The organism is Nostocoides australiense Ben110 (genome assembly GCF_001050535.1).
GTDB lineage: Bacteria > Actinomycetota > Actinomycetes > Actinomycetales > Dermatophilaceae > Nostocoides_A > Nostocoides_A australiense.
This window is the reverse complement of the sequence record NZ_HG764815.1, coordinates 3,141,265-3,156,493: the sequence shown is the minus strand read 5'-3', so window position 1 is coordinate 3,156,493 and position 15,229 is coordinate 3,141,265. Positions and strand designations below refer to the sequence as shown.

Below are 15,229 nucleotides of genomic sequence, written 5' to 3'. Positions count from 1 at the left end.
CGGTCGTGGTCGCGCCGGCGCGTGGTGATCGGATCGTGAACCGGGCCGAAGAGAAACGGCTCCGCGATCCGGGGTCCGGGTCATCTGCGCGGGCCAGTGCCCGCAACATGCCGGCCAGGTCGCTCGCCTGCCGGCCCCACTCCACAGGTATGCGGGGCGGGGCCGGCTCGCACACCGCCCGGAGGCGCTGCTCGAGATCATCCAGTGGCTGCCCCGAGGTCTCCACCTGGTGCTGCCAGCGAACCAGCGCATCGGCCAGCTCGCGCCGGACCTCCTCGACGGCGTCGAGTCCGAGCCGGGCCACGCCGGCGTCGAGCGGCGCGACGTCGGCCAGGAGGGTCGTCCCCAACTGCAGCAGACAGCGTTGTGCCGCAACGGGATCCGGGTCGGCCGGCCAGCCACCGACATCACCGAGCAGGACCGACCCGTCCGCGTCCACCCAGACCCCGCCGGCGTCCAGCACCGGGTGTCCCTGCCCGCGACCGGCCAAGCCGGCCAGGGCGGCGTGCAGGGTCAAGAGCACCTCCACCACCCCACTGGCGCAGATCGGTCCGTCGGCGATCAGGTCCTCGAGAGTGTGGGCGGGTGGGTCGGCATACAGCAGCGCGCACCCGCCCGGCACGGCGTGCACCTCCGCGAGGGTGAGCACCCCGGGAAGGTGTAGCCCGGCATACCCGGCTCGGTCGTCCTCCTCCCCCGGACGCACCAGAACGGCGACGCGAGTGCCATCACTCTCGCGGGCGCCGATCCAGCGGGTCGATCCGTCGGGTGCCGTGGTCGCCGGCCGCAACCGGTACCCCGTGAGCGTGACGTCCATCCCCTGCCCCTTCCGCGATCCGCCGGCTGCGTCCCCTCAAGCCTCTCGCACCGGCCGCTCGACCCCCGGAAGTTATCCACAACCTCCTGGTGAGGTCACGCCCGCCGTCGCGAGGCGACCTCCTCGACAACCCGGATGTCGCCGGCCTAGGGGGGCTCGGGCCGCGGCCAGGAGCACACGACGTCGGTGAACCCCAGGGCGGCGGCCCGCCCGGCGGCGTCGTCGAAGCAGTCGGCGCTGCTGAAGGGGTAGGTCGGTTGGGAGTCCAGCCCCAGGTAACGGCGCAGCGGCCGGTTGCGGCCGGCGCGGCTCACCTCCGCGTCCATGCGGCCGGCCGCGCCGGCCACGAGGGCCCACCACGCTGCATCGTCATCGGCCTTGCCGCCGTAGGTGATCCAGCCGTCGCCGCGCTCGGCCGCCAGGGCGATTGCGCGGGGCCCGTTGGCGGCGACGAGCAGCGGTATGCCGTGCTGCTCCCCCGCGTTGGGTGGCCCGGGCAGGCTGCCGGCACCGTCGAGGTCGTAGCAGGGGCCGTGGTGGCTGATCCCGTCCTCGCGGAGCATCCGGTCGACCACGGTGACGAACTCGCGGAAGCGGGCGCTGCGGGCGCCGGCGCTCACGTGCGGGGAGGTGAGGCGCGCATCGGTGTCGCCACCGGCGCCGACACCGAGCAGCAGCCGCCCACCCGAGAGATCGTGCAGGCTCAGGCTCTCGCGGACCAGTTGCGCTGGATGGTGGGTGTTGGGCGAGGAGACGAAGGTGCCGAGGCGGATGCGGCGGGTTTCGAGGGCAGCGGCGGCGAGCGTGGGGAAGGCGGCGAACCAGGGCGAGTCGGGCAGCCCGCCCCAGGTCAGGTGGTCGTAGGTCCAGGCGTGGTCGAAGCCGAGTTCGTCCGCCGACAGCCAGTCCTGGCGGGCCTGCGCCCACGGGCGATCGGGGAGGATGCAGACCCCGACGCCGATGGGCCGCGTCATGATCGGTCGGGATGGGCGGCTTCGCCCGTTGACGCACTCACGGCGGCGTCCTCACGGGCCAGACGCGAGGGGGCCCAGATGCGCGGGCCGATGTCGTAGGCCAACGCCGGCACCAGCAGCGAGCGCACGATGAGGGTGTCGAGCAGGACGCCGAAGGCGACGATGAACCCGATCTGCACCAGGAAGATCAGCGGCAGTACGGCGAGTGCGGAGAAGGTCGCGGCCAGCACGATGCCGGCGGACGTGATCACCCCGCCGGTGACCGCCAGCCCGGTGAGGATGCCGGGCCGCGTGCCGCGCCGCTGGGCCTCCTCGCGGACTCGAGTCATGAGGAAGATCGAGTAGTCGATACCGAGGGCGACCAGGAAGACGAACCCGTAGAGCGGCGTCGCCGGGTCGGAGTTCGGGAAGTCGAGGATGTGGTTGAACACCAGGGCCGCCACCCCGACGGTGGCCGCGAACGACACCACATTGGCCACGACCAACAGGACGGGGGCCACAAGCGAGCGCAGCAGCAGGGCGAGCACGATGAAGATGACGATCAGGATCGCCGGGATGATGACCCGCAGGTCGCGTTCGGTGGCGTCGAGGACGTCGAGGCTGACCGCCGTGCTGCCGCCGACCTGCGCGTCCGGGGTGACGGCGTCCAGATCGGCCCGCAGACGCCTGACGACCTCGGTCGCTTCGGGCGAGTCGGCGGGGACCGCCAGGGTGGCCTGCACGATGTGCTTGCCGTCGACGGCGACCGGCGGGGCGCCGGGCACGAGACCGACGTACGGGTCCTGGACGTCCGCCTCGGTGCGAAGACGCTCGACGACCGCCTCCGCCTGCGGCTGCGGCACGACGATCTGGACCGGCGACCCGGCACCGGCGGGATAGTGCCGCGCCAGCGCCTCCCCCGCCTCCACCGACGGCACATCGGTCAGGAAGAGTTCGTCGGCGGACAGGCCGTCGGCCTTGAAGGTCGGGATGAAGGCGGCGAAGGCAAGCAGGCCGGCCAGGGTGATCACCCACGTGCGGCGCGGGTGGGTGCCGACCAGTTTGGCCACCCGGCCCCACACGCCGCGGGTCTCGAGCGCGTCTTCGAGGTGGCGGTGATCCAGCTTGGGCGCCACCGGCCAGAAGATGCGGCGGCCGACGAGCAACAGGACCGCCGGGAGGAAGGTCAAGGACGCGGCCATGGCCCCGGCGATGCCCAGGGCGCCGACCGGACCCAGCCCTGCCGTGCTGCCCAGGTCGGAGAGCATGAGGCAGAGCAGGCCGAGGATGACCGTCGCGCCACTGGCGAGGATCGGCTCGACCGCACCGCGCCAGGCCGAGCGCAGTGCGTCCCAGGTGTCGTCGGTGTCGTGCAGGGCCTCCCGGAACCGGGACACGAGCAGCAATGCGTAGTCGGTCGCGGCGCCGACGACGAGGATGAACATGATGCCCTGGGACTGACCGGACAGGTCGATCCGGCCGGCCTTGGCGAGCGGGAAGACCGCCAGCGCGGCAAGCGCCAGCCCGAAGACGGCGGAGATCAGCACCGCGAAGGGCAGGATCGGGCTGCGATAGACGACGAGCAGGATGAGCAGCACCACGACCAGGGCCACGAGGAGCAGCACGCCGTCGATACCCTCGAAGGCCGTGACGAAATCGCTCAGCAGCCCACCCGGACCGGCGACGTGACCGGTCAGGCCGGTCCCCTTGAGGTCCGTGTCCAGGAGCGTGCGCAGTTCGAGTGCGGTCTCATAGAGCGGCGTGGTCTTGTTGATCGTGTCGTCGGCCTTGGCGTTGTCGAGGTTGAGCACGACGAGGAGTGCCTTGCCGTCCTGGCTCGGGATGGGCGCGCTGGTGGGGGAGCCGATGAACTCGCCGATCGTGCGCCCTGGCCCGAGCTTGTCAAGGGGTGCCGCAGGCAGCTTCTGCACTAGGGCGGCGGCGGCCGCCTGCTGGGCGGGTGTGATGGCCGTGGGTGACTCGAGGACGAGGAGGTAGGGCAGGTCGTTGTTCGCGCTCGCCCTCTGGACGAAGTCGGCCACCTCGGTCGACTCGGCCGTGGCCGGCACGAACGAGGCGTTGTCGTTCTTCTGGACCTCGGCCAAGCCAGCCACAGCAGGACGACGAGGGCCGCGACGAGCCGCGGCCGCCGGGTGCGTCGTTGCTGCGGTATGGCGTGCGCTCCCCCGCTCCCGACCCGCCGGCTCATCGCGCAGCGACCGAGGAACGCGCCGAATCCCCATGGGAGAGCAGGAAGTCGAGAACGACCGGCAGCTGAGCGTCCCATAACTCCCAGACGTGATCACCCGGTTCGTAGAGGGTCGTGACGTCGGCGCCCACGCCCTGCGCCGCGGCCTCGAAGTCGCGCACCATGGGATAGAGGATGTCCTCGGTGCCGCAACCGATCCACATGGGCGGCAACGATCGTCCGCTGCGGACGAGAGAAAAGAGATCCGCCTCCGGCGGCACCTCTCCGGCGAAGATCACCTCGTTGAGGCGAGCTCGGCCGGGCTCGCGCATGAGGGCCCGCACGTCCACAGCCCCCGAGAGGGAGGCGACCGCGGCATACCGCTCGGGGTAGGTCAACGCCAGCCGCAGCGCACCGTAGCCACCCATCGACAGCCCGGCGACGAACGTCTGCGCCGGATCGGTGCTGACCCGGAAGAAGGTCCGCACCAGCTGCGGCAGCTCCTCGCTGACGAAGGTCCAGTAGCGGTGTCCCCCGGCCTCGTCGGCATAGAAGCTGCGCGAGACCGCCGGCATCACGACGGCGAGCCCGCGGGCGTCGGCATACCGCTCGACGCTCGTGTAGCGCGTCCACGCCGAGTGGTCGTCCGAAAGCCCGTGCAGCAGATAGAGAACCGGCGGGTCGCCCACCCGCTCGACGGACTCGACTCCGACCTGGGCCTGCGTGACCTGGGGCAGGACGACGGTGAAGGTGACTCCCACCTCGAGGACATCGGAGAAGCAGTTGATCGTCGCGACGGCCACGGGCCGGCTCCTTGTCCTCGGTGAGTTCACGTGTCAGCAGGTGAGTCACCCTAATCGAGCGGGCAGACAACCCGGGCCACGACGGCATACGGTGGCTGTCATGCGCTTCGAGCACCTGGGCTTCGACCCCGACTTCGTGGACTACCTGGCCGCCTGGGATCACCAGCGGGAGGTCCACGCGCAGGTCGTCGACGGGTCGCTGCCCGACACGGTGTTGCTGCTCGAACACGCGGCCGTGTTCACCGCCGGCAAGCGCACGCTGCCGCTGGAACGGCCCTTCGACGGCACTCCGGTGATCGATGTCGACCGGGGCGGCAAGATCACGTGGCATGGCCCGGGGCAGCTGGTCGGCTACCCGATCGTCCGGCTGCCGAACCCGGTCGACGTGGTGGCCCACGTCCGACGGCTGGAGGAGGTCATGATCCGCACGTGCGCCGACTTCGGCGTCGAGGTCACCCGGGTCGACGGGCGCAGCGGCGTGTGGATCGTCGGCACCGGCATCGGCGACCCAGACCGCAAGCTCGGGGCCATCGGCGTGCGGGTCAGCCAGAACGTCACCATGCATGGCTTCGCCCTCAACGCCAACCCCGACCTGGGCTGGGCCAGCGTGATCGTCCCGTGCGGCATCGCTGACGCGGGCGTCTCCTCGCTGTCCATCGAGGCCGGCCGCGAGATCACGGTTGCGGACGTGCTGCCGTATACCGAGAAACACCTCGCCGAGGTCCTCACCCTCTCCTGACTCCCGGCGGCGGCGGGATGCGGCTCGGCGTGGAGGCCGCGAGCTCGCGCACGCCGCACGCGCTGCGGTATGCCGCGCGCACGGCCGCCCCGGTCACAAGTTGGGGTGTCTCGGGGCCCGGAACGCCCAGGTTCTGACGCGAGAGAGTCGCTGCTGACGCGACATGGGCGATCGCTCGATGTCGATCGCCCATGTCGTGACGGGATGGTCGTGCCGGGAGGGTTGTGTCGTGTCGGAAGGGTTGTCGCGTCGGAAACGGTTGGCGTGTCGGAAACGGTTGTCGTGTCGGAAGGGTGGTGGGGGGAGGGGCGCGGTCAGGTCGTGCCGTTGGCGGCGGTGGAGTCGCTGGTCGCCGATCCGGAAGTGTTCGGGTCGAGGCTGCTGCCCTGTTGCGAGGTGCCGTCGGGAGCCTGACCCGGCTGACCGCCCAGCTGGCCGCCGTGACCGCCCATGCCGCCGCCGGTGTTCTCGGTGATCGTGGCCAGGTCGGCGCTCACCTCGAAGAAGACGGGCGACCCGTCCTTGGTGCCGAGCGCGTCATACGACCCGTCGGGGTCCTTGCGCACCTCGGTGATCGAGGCGGCGGAATCCTTGGCCTGGACGGCGGCGACGACCTTGTCGGCCTCGTCGCCGGTGATCGCGGTGTCCTGCGAACCGCCCATCTGACCATCGCCCGGCTGGCCGCCGTGACCGCCCGGGCCCATCTGCCCCTGCTGGCCGGCTGCCCCCAGGTCGGTCGTGCCCTGCTGGTTCAGCCCCGGGAGCCCGGAGTCGGTGTTCGCGCCCTGCGAGGTGCTCGTGCTGGGAGCGGTGGTCGTGGTGTCGTCGGCGTTGGCGGCCAGGACGACGCCACCCGCGAGGACCAGCCCGGCGGCGGCGCCGACGGCGCTGGTGATGATCGTGCTCTTGCGTGCCATGGAGGCAACTCCTGTCGTGTTCGGCCGGCCCGGTGCCGACCTCTGGCCCAAGAGACTGGGCGCCGGACCTAGGGGTGGCCTGACCACGAGCCTTCGGCGGGCTGTGGATTCGGGTCCGGCCCTGTGAACATCCTTTGGGCCCAACGCCACGCGGCGGAACCAGCCCACCCCAATTTCGCCGCGCCCAGGTCGACCCCGGGCGACGTAGGCTAAGCGAGTGACGATCGCCCCCGAAGGACGCAAGCTGCTGCGGGTCGAGGCCCGCAACGCCGAGACGCCCATCGAGCGCAAACCGAGCTGGATCCGCACGACCGCGAAGATGGGCCCGCAGTTCACCGAGATCAACGCCCTCGTCAAGGGCGCCGGCACGCACACGGTCTGCCAGGAAGCCGGCTGCCCCAACATCTTCGAGTGCTGGGAGGACCGCGAGGCGACCTTCCTCATCGGCGGCGACACCTGCACCCGCCGGTGCGACTTCTGCGATATCGCCACCGGCAAGCCGCAGCCGCTCGATCGCGACGAGCCGCGCCGGGTGGCGGAATCGGTGGCCACCATGGAGCTGCGCTATTCGACGGTCACCGGGGTGGCCCGCGACGACCAGCCCGACGGCGCGGCGTGGCTGTATGCCGAGACCGTGCGCCAGATTCACGCGCTCAATCCCAACACCGGCGTCGAGATCCTGCCGCCCGACTTCGGCGCCCAACCCGAGCTCGTCGGGCAGGTCTTCGACGCCCGCCCCGAGGTCTTCGCCCACAACCTCGAGACCGTGCCGCGGATCTTCAAGCGGATCCGCCCGGCCTTCACGTACGAGAAATCCCTGCGCGTGCTGACGATGGCCCGCGAGGCCGAGCTGGTCACCAAGTCCAACCTCATCCTCGGCATGGGTGAGCAGGAGGCGGAGATCGCCCAGGCCATCGAGGATCTGTATGCCGCGGGCTGCGACATCCTGACCATCACCCAATACCTGCGCCCCTCCCCCCGCCACCACCCGATCGACCGGTGGGTCAAGCCGGAGGAGTTCGTGCACTGGAGCGGATATGCCGAGGGGCTGGGTTTCAAGGGCGTCATGGCCGGCCCGCTGGTCCGTTCCTCCTACCGGGCCGGGCGGCTGTGGGCGAGCGCGATGACCAAGTCCGGCCGCGGCATACCGCCGCACTTGGCGCACCTGGGCGAGGCGGGCGAGCCGGCGCGCCAGGAGGCGGCGACGCTGCTCGCCGGAGGTGCGAAGGCCGGCGCCTAGGACCGTATCCTTGGGAGCTATGGCCAAGGATCCGGCGGCGCCGAAGAAGCAGCGCAGCAACCCCTTCAAGCAGATCGCCTCCGTCTACAAGGCGGTCAAGTCGATGGATCCGTCCATCACCTGGTGGTTGCTCGGCGTCTTCATCGGGGTGCTGGCGCTCTTCGTGATCATCGGCTTCCTCGTCGACCACCCGATCTATTTCGTCTTCATCGGCCTGCCGATCGCCGCACTTGCCGCGATGATCACCCTCTCCCGGCGCGGCGAGAAGGCCGCCTTCGGGGCGATGCAGGGCAAGGCCGGGCAGAGCGTCGGAGCGCTGTCGATGCTGCGGCGCGGCTGGTACTACGACCAGGAACCCGTCGCCGCCGACGTCGCCCGCCCGCAGGAGATCGCCAACGCCGCGATGATCTTCCGCGCCCTCGGCGCCCCGGGTGTCGTGCTCATCGGCGAGGGCCCGCTGCCGCGGGCGAAGAAGCTGATGGAGAAAGAGGTCAAGAAGGTCGCCCGGGTCGCCCCCGGCGTCCCGATCCACCAGCTGTATGTCGGTGACGACGACGGCCAGGTCAGCGCCCGCAAGCTCACGCGCACCATGACCAAGCTCAAGGGCACGCTGACCAAGGAGGAGATGTCCGCGGTCAACAAACGCCTGAAGTCGATCCCGGGCATCCGCCAGGGCATCCCTGCCGGTGTCGACCCCACCAAGGCCCGCATGGACCGACGCCAACTGCGCGGGCGGTAGGCCCCACGGCACTCTGCGAGCCCTGCTGCCCGGCATACGACCGCCTCATCTCACTCTTCGGGATGGGGCGGTCCGCGTAACACGCCGGAAACAACTGGGTGAAATTCCATTAATGCGGCCCTCGTAGGGTGGCGAGCAACGCACGGGCCGGCGAGACGCGCCCATCCACCCTCACAGGAGGTCCCTCTTGTTCAGCTCCGCTGACGAAGTCCTCGCGTTCCTCAAGGACCAGGACGTCAAGTTCGTCGACATTCGCTTCTGCGACCTGCCCGGCGTGATGCAGCACTTCAATGTGCCCGCCGAGTCGCTCACCGAAGACTTCTTCACCGAGGGCCAGGCCTTCGACGGCTCCTCGATCCGTGGCTTCCAGGCGATCCACGAGTCCGACATGAAGCTCGTGCCGGACGTGGCGACGGCATACCTCGACCCGTTCCGGGCCGAGAAGACCCTCATCATGAACTTCTCGATCGTCGACCCCTTCACCGACCAGCCCTACAGCCGCGACCCGCGCAATATCGCGATCAAGGCCGAGGCCTACCTGAAGTCCACGGGGATCGCCGACACCGCATACTTCGGCGCGGAAGCCGAGTTCTTCGTCTTCGACGACGTGCGCTTCGAGACCAAGCCGCAGGCGGGCTACTACTTCATCGACTCCGTCGAGGCCGCGTGGAACACCGGCCGCGAGGAGGAGGGCGGCAACCGCGGCTACAAGACCCGGGTCAAGGGCGGCTACTTCCCCGTCCCGCCGGTCGACCACTTCGCCGACCTGCGCGACAAGATCTGCCTCAACATGAAGGAGGTCGGCCTGACCGTCGAGCGCAGCCACCACGAGGTCGGCTCGGCGGGCCAGCAGGAGATCAACTACAAGTTCAACACGCTGCTGCATTCCGGCGACGACATGATGAAGTTCAAGTACGTCGTCAAGAACACCGTATGGGACGCCGGCAAGACGGCCACCTTCATGCCGAAGCCGATCTTCGGCGACAACGGCTCGGGCATGCACACCCACCAGTCCCTGTGGAAGGACGGCGAGCCGCTCTTCTACGACGAGAAGGGCTACGGCGGCCTCTCCGACCTCGCCCGCTGGTACATCGGCGGGCTGCTCAAGCACGCTCCCGCGCTGCTCGCCTTCACCAACCCGACCGTCAACTCCTACCACCGCCTGGTGCCGGGGTATGAGGCGCCCGTCAACCTGGTCTACTCCGCGCGCAACCGCTCGGCCTGCATCCGCATCCCGATCGCCGGCGCCTCCCCCAAGGCCAAGCGCATCGAGTTCCGCATCCCGGACCCCTCGTGCAACCCCTACCTCGCGTTCGCCGCGCAGCTGATGGCCGGCCTCGACGGGATCAAGAACCGCATCGAGCCGCCGGAGCCGGTGGACAAGGACCTTTACGAGCTGCCCCCGGAGGAGCACGCGGAGATCAAGCAGGTCCCCGGCTCCCTGCCCGAGGTGCTCGACGCTCTCGAGGCCGACCACGAGTTCCTGCTCGAGGGCGACGTCTTCACCGAGGACCTGATCCAGACGTGGATCGAGTACAAGCGCAAGAACGAGGTGGACCCGATCCGCTTCCGCCCCCACCCCCACGAGTTCGAGATGTACTTCGACCTCTGAGCAAAACCGCAGGTCAGAGGACTAGAACACCCCCTCAGTCCGCAGCGAGTCCGCACGAGCAGCCAGAACCACAGCGACGGCCGCTCGTGCGGACTCGTCCGTATCCGGCCACAGATGCGCGTAGGTCCGCAGAGTCGTGGTCGCGTTCTTGTGCCTCAACCGCGCCTGCACGACCTTGACGTCGAGCCCCGAGCCGATCAGCAGCGAGGCGTAGAAGTGCCGCAGATCGTGGAAGCGGAACCCGTCTGGGAGGCCATCGACGCCGGCGCGGCGCGCGCGGACGGCCCGCTCAATCGTCCACGGCGACACCTGCCGGCCGATCTCGTTCGTCACGACGAACTCACCGCCGAACCGCTCCACGAATCCCGCGAGCTCGAGCGACAACTCCCGAGGAATAGGAATCGCACGCCGGCTCTCCTCGGTCTTCAGCGGCTCGGCCGGATACTGCATGGCCGGCTGAATCAGGCCCCGCATGAAGTCGACGTCACTGACCCGCAGCGCCGCCGCCTCCGACACCCGCAGCCCGGCGAATGCGCCCAGCAGAATCGCCGGCCGAAGGTGATCGGGCATCGCATCGAACAACCCCTAGACCTGGGCCGTCGTGGCGACGTAGGGCCGTTGGTCGACCTGGCCCGGCGAGGTCTTGCGCGAGCACGGCGACCGAGGTATCAGCCCATCGTGGACCGCGTCGCCCATGATCTGCGCGAGCCGGCGGTAGACCGCGTAGACGTAGGAGTCGGACAGGCCCTCGGCCTTCAAGCGAGCCGTTCACGCCTTGACGGCTGACGGCTTCACCGCCACGAGCGGCACGTCGCCGAACTCGGCCCGGATCAGCCGGATCTGAACCTTGGCCTGGCGCACGGTCGACGCGCGGCGGCTTGCGTAGCCGGCCAGCCACTCGTCGCACCACTCCCCCACCGTCTTGCGGGCATCCCGCGGGTCGACGTAGTCGCCCCGGACCAGCGAGGCCGTCACGCCGTCGAGCCAGGCCTGCGCCTCCACCTTGCGCCGGAAATGCCTCGCGTGCTCCTTGCCGGCCGCGTCCCGGTAGCGAGCCCGCCAGACGCCGTCAGGCCTCTTCGTGATGCTCGCCAAGGCCCTCGCCCCTCCCCTCCAGCTCTTGCTCGGTGGGCTCGTAGTCATCGTCGAAGGCTGTTCTTAGCCAACGAATCTCAGCATCGGCTTGCGCCAACTCCGTCATCGACTTGTCGAGGGCAAGATGCAGTCGACGCAGGTGTAGCACCAGCATCGCATTCAGAGTCCCGCGCGCGGCCTGGGCAAGCGTCCCCGCGAAGTCCGTGCCGCCCAGGACCGGACCGAGGATCTCCCCCAGCGCCCGCAGTTCGCGCACACTGAGCTCCTGCTTACCGGTCTCCACGCGCGACACCGTGTTCTGCCGCCAGTGCGAAAGTCCTTGCTCCTGCATGGCTTGTGCTAGCGCCGTCTGGGACATGCCCAATCGCTTCCTCAGGCGCGCGACGTTGAAGGCCAAGACCTCCATGTCGTCGGTCGTCTCGGGTGGGTAGAGATCCTCGTCGCTATCGGCCACGGCTCACGTTAACACGACGTGTTGTAACTCCGCTAGGCATACCAACAATTCTAGTGTTATACTCACTCGTGTTAGACCGTCAACCACAGAAAGGATGGGACGGATGAACCCCGACCCGCTCCCGACCACGGCCGAGGCCGCCGAGCTGCTGCACACTCCGGTCGGCACCCTGCGCTACTGGCGCCACCAGGGCACCGGCCCCAAGGGATTCCGCCTGGGCGCGCGCCGGGTCATGTACCGCCGCTCCGACGTTCTGGCCTGGCTCGAAGAGCAGTACAACGCCGAGCAGGTCAAGGCCTGACCCCTTGACCGACCTCTGGTGGCGCACAACCTGGATGGAAGCTGTCTGGTCCTCGGACCTGAAGCCGCTCCCCACCCTCGTCGCCGCCGTCTACGCCGACCACGCGCGCGACGGCCGCACCGCGTGGGTCACGCTCGATCGCTTGATCGAGCGCACCCGGCTGTCTCGTGACGCTGCGATCCGGGCACGTAGGGCCTAGTCGAAGCCGGCTGGCTTGTCGTGCGCGAGAAGGCTCGACAGCACCGCGCCGACGTCTACGAGCTTGTAATTCCCGAAGGCGCCAGCAGTACGCCAGACGGACCCCTGACGGATTCCAGCAGTACGCCAGACAGACCCCTGGCGGGCGCCAGGGGTCTTTCTCCCGACGCCAGGGGTCTTTCTCCCGACGCCAGGGGTACGGGAGAAAGACCCAACCTCAGTACTTATCCCAGAACTAATCCCTCTTCCTCTTCGTCCGCGCGCGCCATCGTCGAACGAGCCGTGGCCGTCGAGGCCGGGCTCGAAGACGACGAGGACTTCTTCTTCATGGTCGACAAATACCTGGCCGACTTCCTCGCTGAAAATAACGTCAAAGCCGCGATCCCGTGGCTACGCGCGTGCGACGAGGCCGGCGACCTCGGCCGGAACTTCACGACCTACTGCCAGGAACGCAACGCGCAGAACGTGCGAGACCGAGAGAGCGCCGAGACTATGCGGCGCTCCTGGGAACAAACAGACCAGAAGATCGCCGAGATTGCCAAGGCGCTCGACTGCCCCGTGCCCGAGGCATATCGGGCCGTCCGAGCCGAGGCCAGGAACATGGGCATGGAGCACAAACCGTATGCGAGTGTCGTCCTCGACTCGGTCCTGATGAACCTGCAGCGGGAGGCGTCATGACCCTGCGCCCCTGCCTCATCTGCGGCGAGCCGAGCGACGGCCCACGCTGCACCCTGCACGCACTCCCCAAGCCCACCGCCCAGGACGAGGGATACGACCACCACTGGCGAGCCCTAAGCAAACGCGCCCGCCGGCTACAACCGTTCTGCAGCGACTGCGGGTCCACCGACGACCTGCAGGCCGACCACAGCCCCCAAGCCTGGCAGCGGCACGCCGAAGGCCTCGCGATCCGCCTTAGCGACGTGGACGTCGTCTGTGGCCCGTGCAACCGAGCTCGCGGCGCCGCCCGCACCCTGGGGGGAGGCCCCATCCAACGGGCCGCACTAGCTCCCCAGTGTGCGCCTCCACCCAAGAAACCATCCGGCTCCACCAGCAGGGCATGCCGTGGGCCGACATCGCCCGCACCCAAGGGCTGCACCACACCACCATCAGCTCACGAATCGGCCACTGGCGGGCCGAACAATGACCGTCCCGAACCCCCGCAACACAACCCACCACCGAAAGGAACACACCATGACCGCAACGCCCGCGGAACAGCCGCAAGACTTCCTCGTCTGGCTCGCCACCCAATCCGAAGGCCGCACCGCCTCCGAACTCAGCGACGGACTCGCCGAACTCGTCCGCCGCGTCAAAGACACCGGAAAGAAAGGAAGCATCAGCCTGACCATCTCCGTCGAACCCATGAAAGGCGCCGACGAACACACGATGATCGTCAAGGACTCCATCAACCTCAAACTGCCAGAGTTCGACCGCACCGCCTCCGTCTACTTCTCCGACAAAGACGGCGGCCTCCACCGCAACGACCCGCGGCAACTGTCGTGGGACACCCAACTCCGAGAAGTCCCCCCACCCGCCGGCGTCGACCCCGCCACCGGCGAAATCGTCGACACCCCGAAAGGCTGAACCATGACCGAAACCATCACCACCGCCACTGCCCAGGTGGTCGAACGCCTCACCCGCGAAGCCGTCGACCCGGTGGTCATCGAGGAGGGTCTCTACCTGATTCCCGACGCCGAGACTGGCAGAGGATCTGGATCTCGCTCTCCCCCAACCGGTCCCGCATCGCCTCGGCGGCGTCGCGGGCGGCGCGCATGGAGGAGAAGAGGCCCAGCGTGCGCCCGCCGGCTGCGCGCACGAGCGCCTCGATCTCGTCGAGCATCGGCTCGGTGAGGCCGCCCTGGCCGCGCGCCGGCAGGTGCGCGGCGACATAGACGATGCCCTGCTCGGCATAGCTGAAGGGGCTGCCGGCGTCGAGGCCGCGATAGGGCGGGGCGCCCTGGCCCCGCAGCCCCATCGTGCCGGCGAGCGCGTCGAAGGTGCCCCCGAGCGCCAGGGTGGCGGAGGTGAGCACGACGGTGCGCTCCTGGAAGATCTTCTCGCGCGCGAGCATGGCCACGCTCATCGGGGCGACGCAGAGCACCGCACCGCGCCGGGGGTCGACGCGATTCCACAGCACGTCGAGCTCGCGCTCCTCGAGCATGCGGGCACTGGTGTCGAAGACCTCGTCGACGGCGGCGATGGCGACCTGCCTCGCGCCGTCGGCCGTCTCCCCCGGCTTCGGCTTGAGCTCGCTCTGGACCCCGCGCGCGCTGTCGCGCACCGTCGCGAGGGCCAGGGCGAGCTGCTCGGGGATGGCGGTCAGCCGCTCCTCGGGAAGCGCCTCGAGGGTGCGCTCGAGGACGAGGGCGGAGTCCTCGAGCACCTCCGCGGAGTCGGCCGACCGGGCCCGGCGGGCCGCGCGCCGGATCATGCCGGGTGTCAGCTCGTCGGTGATCGTCGAGGTGATGCGCTTGACGAGCTCGTGGCCCTCGTCGATGACGAGGAGGTCGTGCTCGGGGAGCATGAAGCGCCCCTCGAGGGCGTCGATCGCGAGGAAGGAGTGGTTGGTGACGACGATGTCGACATCCTTGGCGGCGGCCCGGGAGCGTTCGACGAAGCACTCGCCGGCCAGCGGGCAGCGCGAGCCGAGACACTCCTCGGCGGCGACGCTGACCTGGCGCCAGGCCCGCTCGGACACACCCGGGACGAGCTCGTCGCGGTCACCGGACTCGGTCTCCTGGGCCCATTCGCGCAGGCGAACGACCTCCTTGCCGAGCCGGCCTGCGGAGGCATCGGCCTCCCCCACGTCGAAGAGGCCCTCGTCCTCGTCGGGGAAGCCGCCCTCGAGCTTGTGCAGGCAGACATAGTTGCGGCGGCCCTTGACCAGGGCATAGGTCGGGCGCCGCCCGAGGATCGGGGCCAGGGCGGTGGCCAGCCGCGGCAGGTCGCGATCGATGATCTGCCCCTGGAGGGCCAAGGTGGCCGTGGCGACGATGGCGGGCTTGCCGCTGCGCTGCGCGTGCAGGATCGCCGGGACGAGGTAGCCGAGGGACTTGCCCGTGCCGGTGCCGGCCTGGACGAGCAGGTGCTCCTCCTTGTCGACGGCGTCGAGCACCGCCTGCGCCATCTGGGTCTGACCCGGCCGCTGCGTGCCGCCGAGGTCGCTGACCGCGGCG

At 69.3% G+C, this 15,229-nt stretch carries 18 protein-coding genes and 1 pseudogene; 9 read left to right on the top strand and 10 right to left on the bottom strand.

Features of this window, described 5'->3' with window-relative positions:
* From BN11_RS24005 to BN11_RS15265, 4 genes are all read right to left on the bottom strand, one after another.
* Positions 1 to 817 (bottom strand): hypothetical protein (locus BN11_RS24005; protein ID WP_048699105.1); only part of this gene is annotated, 817 nt, incomplete at its 3' end.
* 146 nt (positions 818 to 963) lie between these two features.
* The gene (locus BN11_RS15275; RefSeq protein ID WP_048699102.1) at positions 964 to 1,791 is read right to left on the bottom strand and encodes an LLM class flavin-dependent oxidoreductase; all 828 of its coding nucleotides are present in this window, start codon (positions 1,789 to 1,791) and stop codon (positions 964 to 966) included.
* Positions 1,788 to 3,884, bottom strand: a complete 2,097-nt coding sequence (locus tag BN11_RS15270; RefSeq protein WP_235435508.1) for an MMPL family transporter — start codon at positions 3,882 to 3,884, stop codon at positions 1,788 to 1,790. The genes BN11_RS15275 and BN11_RS15270 overlap by 4 nt, the downstream gene beginning before the upstream one ends.
* 91 nt (positions 3,885 to 3,975) lie before the next feature.
* A complete protein-coding gene (locus tag BN11_RS15265; protein ID WP_048699100.1) occupies positions 3,976 to 4,761 on the bottom strand; it encodes an alpha/beta hydrolase in 786 nt (261 codons plus the stop codon).
* A 100-nt stretch (positions 4,762 to 4,861) separates the two neighbouring features.
* Between BN11_RS15265 and lipB the strand changes: the two genes are divergently transcribed.
* Positions 4,862 to 5,500 carry a lipoyl(octanoyl) transferase LipB gene (gene lipB, locus BN11_RS15260; protein WP_048700400.1) on the top strand — a complete coding sequence of 213 codons (639 nt, stop codon included), beginning with the start codon at positions 4,862 to 4,864 and terminating at the stop codon, positions 5,498 to 5,500.
* 314 nt (positions 5,501 to 5,814) lie between these two features.
* On the opposite strand, the gene BN11_RS15255 is transcribed toward lipB, so the two are convergent.
* Positions 5,815 to 6,417, bottom strand: coding sequence for a hypothetical protein (locus BN11_RS15255; protein ID WP_048699097.1), 603 nt, complete (start codon positions 6,415 to 6,417; stop codon positions 5,815 to 5,817).
* Between the two features lie 217 nt (positions 6,418 to 6,634).
* On the opposite strand from BN11_RS15255, the gene lipA reads away from it, so the two are divergent.
* The 3 genes from lipA to glnA all read left to right on the top strand — a co-directional run bounded on the left by lipA (position 6,635) and on the right by glnA (position 10,008).
* Entirely contained in the window at positions 6,635 to 7,657 is a 1,023-nt protein-coding gene (gene lipA / locus BN11_RS15250; protein WP_048699095.1) for a lipoyl synthase, read from the top strand.
* A gap of 19 nt (positions 7,658 to 7,676) precedes the next feature.
* Complete coding sequence (locus BN11_RS15245; protein WP_048699092.1) at positions 7,677 to 8,396, top strand: DUF4191 domain-containing protein; 720 nt, start codon at positions 7,677 to 7,679, stop codon at positions 8,394 to 8,396.
* A 187-nt stretch (positions 8,397 to 8,583) separates the two neighbouring features.
* Positions 8,584 to 10,008: a type I glutamate--ammonia ligase gene (gene glnA / locus BN11_RS15240; protein ID WP_048699088.1), complete on the top strand. Its 1,425-nt coding sequence runs from the start codon at positions 8,584 to 8,586 to the stop codon at positions 10,006 to 10,008.
* 21 nt (positions 10,009 to 10,029) lie between these two features.
* Here the strand turns inward: glnA and BN11_RS25310 are convergent, their stop codons facing one another.
* From BN11_RS25310 to BN11_RS15230, 4 genes are read right to left on the bottom strand one after another with little or no spacing between them, the layout of a single operon-like run.
* Positions 10,030 to 10,578: a site-specific integrase gene (locus BN11_RS25310; protein WP_235435507.1), complete on the bottom strand. Its 549-nt coding sequence runs from the start codon at positions 10,576 to 10,578 to the stop codon at positions 10,030 to 10,032.
* Positions 10,579 to 10,593: 15 nt separating this feature from the next.
* Entirely contained in the window at positions 10,594 to 10,767 is a 174-nt protein-coding gene (locus BN11_RS25305; protein WP_235435506.1) for a hypothetical protein, read from the bottom strand.
* A 9-nt stretch (positions 10,768 to 10,776) separates the two neighbouring features.
* Positions 10,777 to 11,103 carry a hypothetical protein gene (locus BN11_RS25300; protein ID WP_235435505.1) on the bottom strand — a complete coding sequence of 109 codons (327 nt, stop codon included), beginning with the start codon at positions 11,101 to 11,103 and terminating at the stop codon, positions 10,777 to 10,779.
* The gene (locus BN11_RS15230; RefSeq protein WP_048699085.1) at positions 11,078 to 11,557 is read right to left on the bottom strand and encodes a helix-turn-helix domain-containing protein; all 480 of its coding nucleotides are present in this window, start codon (positions 11,555 to 11,557) and stop codon (positions 11,078 to 11,080) included. The genes BN11_RS25300 and BN11_RS15230 overlap by 26 nt, the downstream gene beginning before the upstream one ends.
* A gap of 103 nt (positions 11,558 to 11,660) precedes the next feature.
* On the opposite strand from BN11_RS15230, the gene BN11_RS15225 reads away from it, so the two are divergent.
* The 5 genes from BN11_RS15225 to BN11_RS15215 all read left to right on the top strand — a co-directional run bounded on the left by BN11_RS15225 (position 11,661) and on the right by BN11_RS15215 (position 13,637).
* The gene (locus BN11_RS15225; protein WP_053084133.1) at positions 11,661 to 11,858 is read left to right on the top strand and encodes a helix-turn-helix transcriptional regulator; all 198 of its coding nucleotides are present in this window, start codon (positions 11,661 to 11,663) and stop codon (positions 11,856 to 11,858) included.
* 4 nt (positions 11,859 to 11,862) lie between these two features.
* Positions 11,863 to 12,057 carry a hypothetical protein gene (locus BN11_RS22905; RefSeq protein WP_048700402.1) on the top strand — a complete coding sequence of 65 codons (195 nt, stop codon included), beginning with the start codon at positions 11,863 to 11,865 and terminating at the stop codon, positions 12,055 to 12,057.
* Between the two features lie 281 nt (positions 12,058 to 12,338).
* The gene (locus BN11_RS15220) at positions 12,339 to 12,734 is read left to right on the top strand and encodes a hypothetical protein (RefSeq protein ID WP_048699082.1); all 396 of its coding nucleotides are present in this window, start codon (positions 12,339 to 12,341) and stop codon (positions 12,732 to 12,734) included.
* Between the two features lie 334 nt (positions 12,735 to 13,068).
* Positions 13,069 to 13,200, top strand: a complete 132-nt coding sequence (locus tag BN11_RS25640; protein ID WP_268807128.1) for a hypothetical protein — start codon at positions 13,069 to 13,071, stop codon at positions 13,198 to 13,200.
* Between the two features lie 47 nt (positions 13,201 to 13,247).
* Positions 13,248 to 13,637 (top strand): hypothetical protein, encoded by a 390-nt coding sequence (locus tag BN11_RS15215; protein WP_048699079.1) that lies wholly within the window; start codon positions 13,248 to 13,250, stop codon positions 13,635 to 13,637.
* Positions 13,638 to 13,752: 115 nt separating this feature from the next.
* Here BN11_RS15215 and BN11_RS15210 read toward each other — a convergent pair.
* Positions 13,753 to 15,229 (bottom strand): annotated as a pseudogene (locus tag BN11_RS15210) (ATP-dependent DNA helicase); the annotation flags it as partial.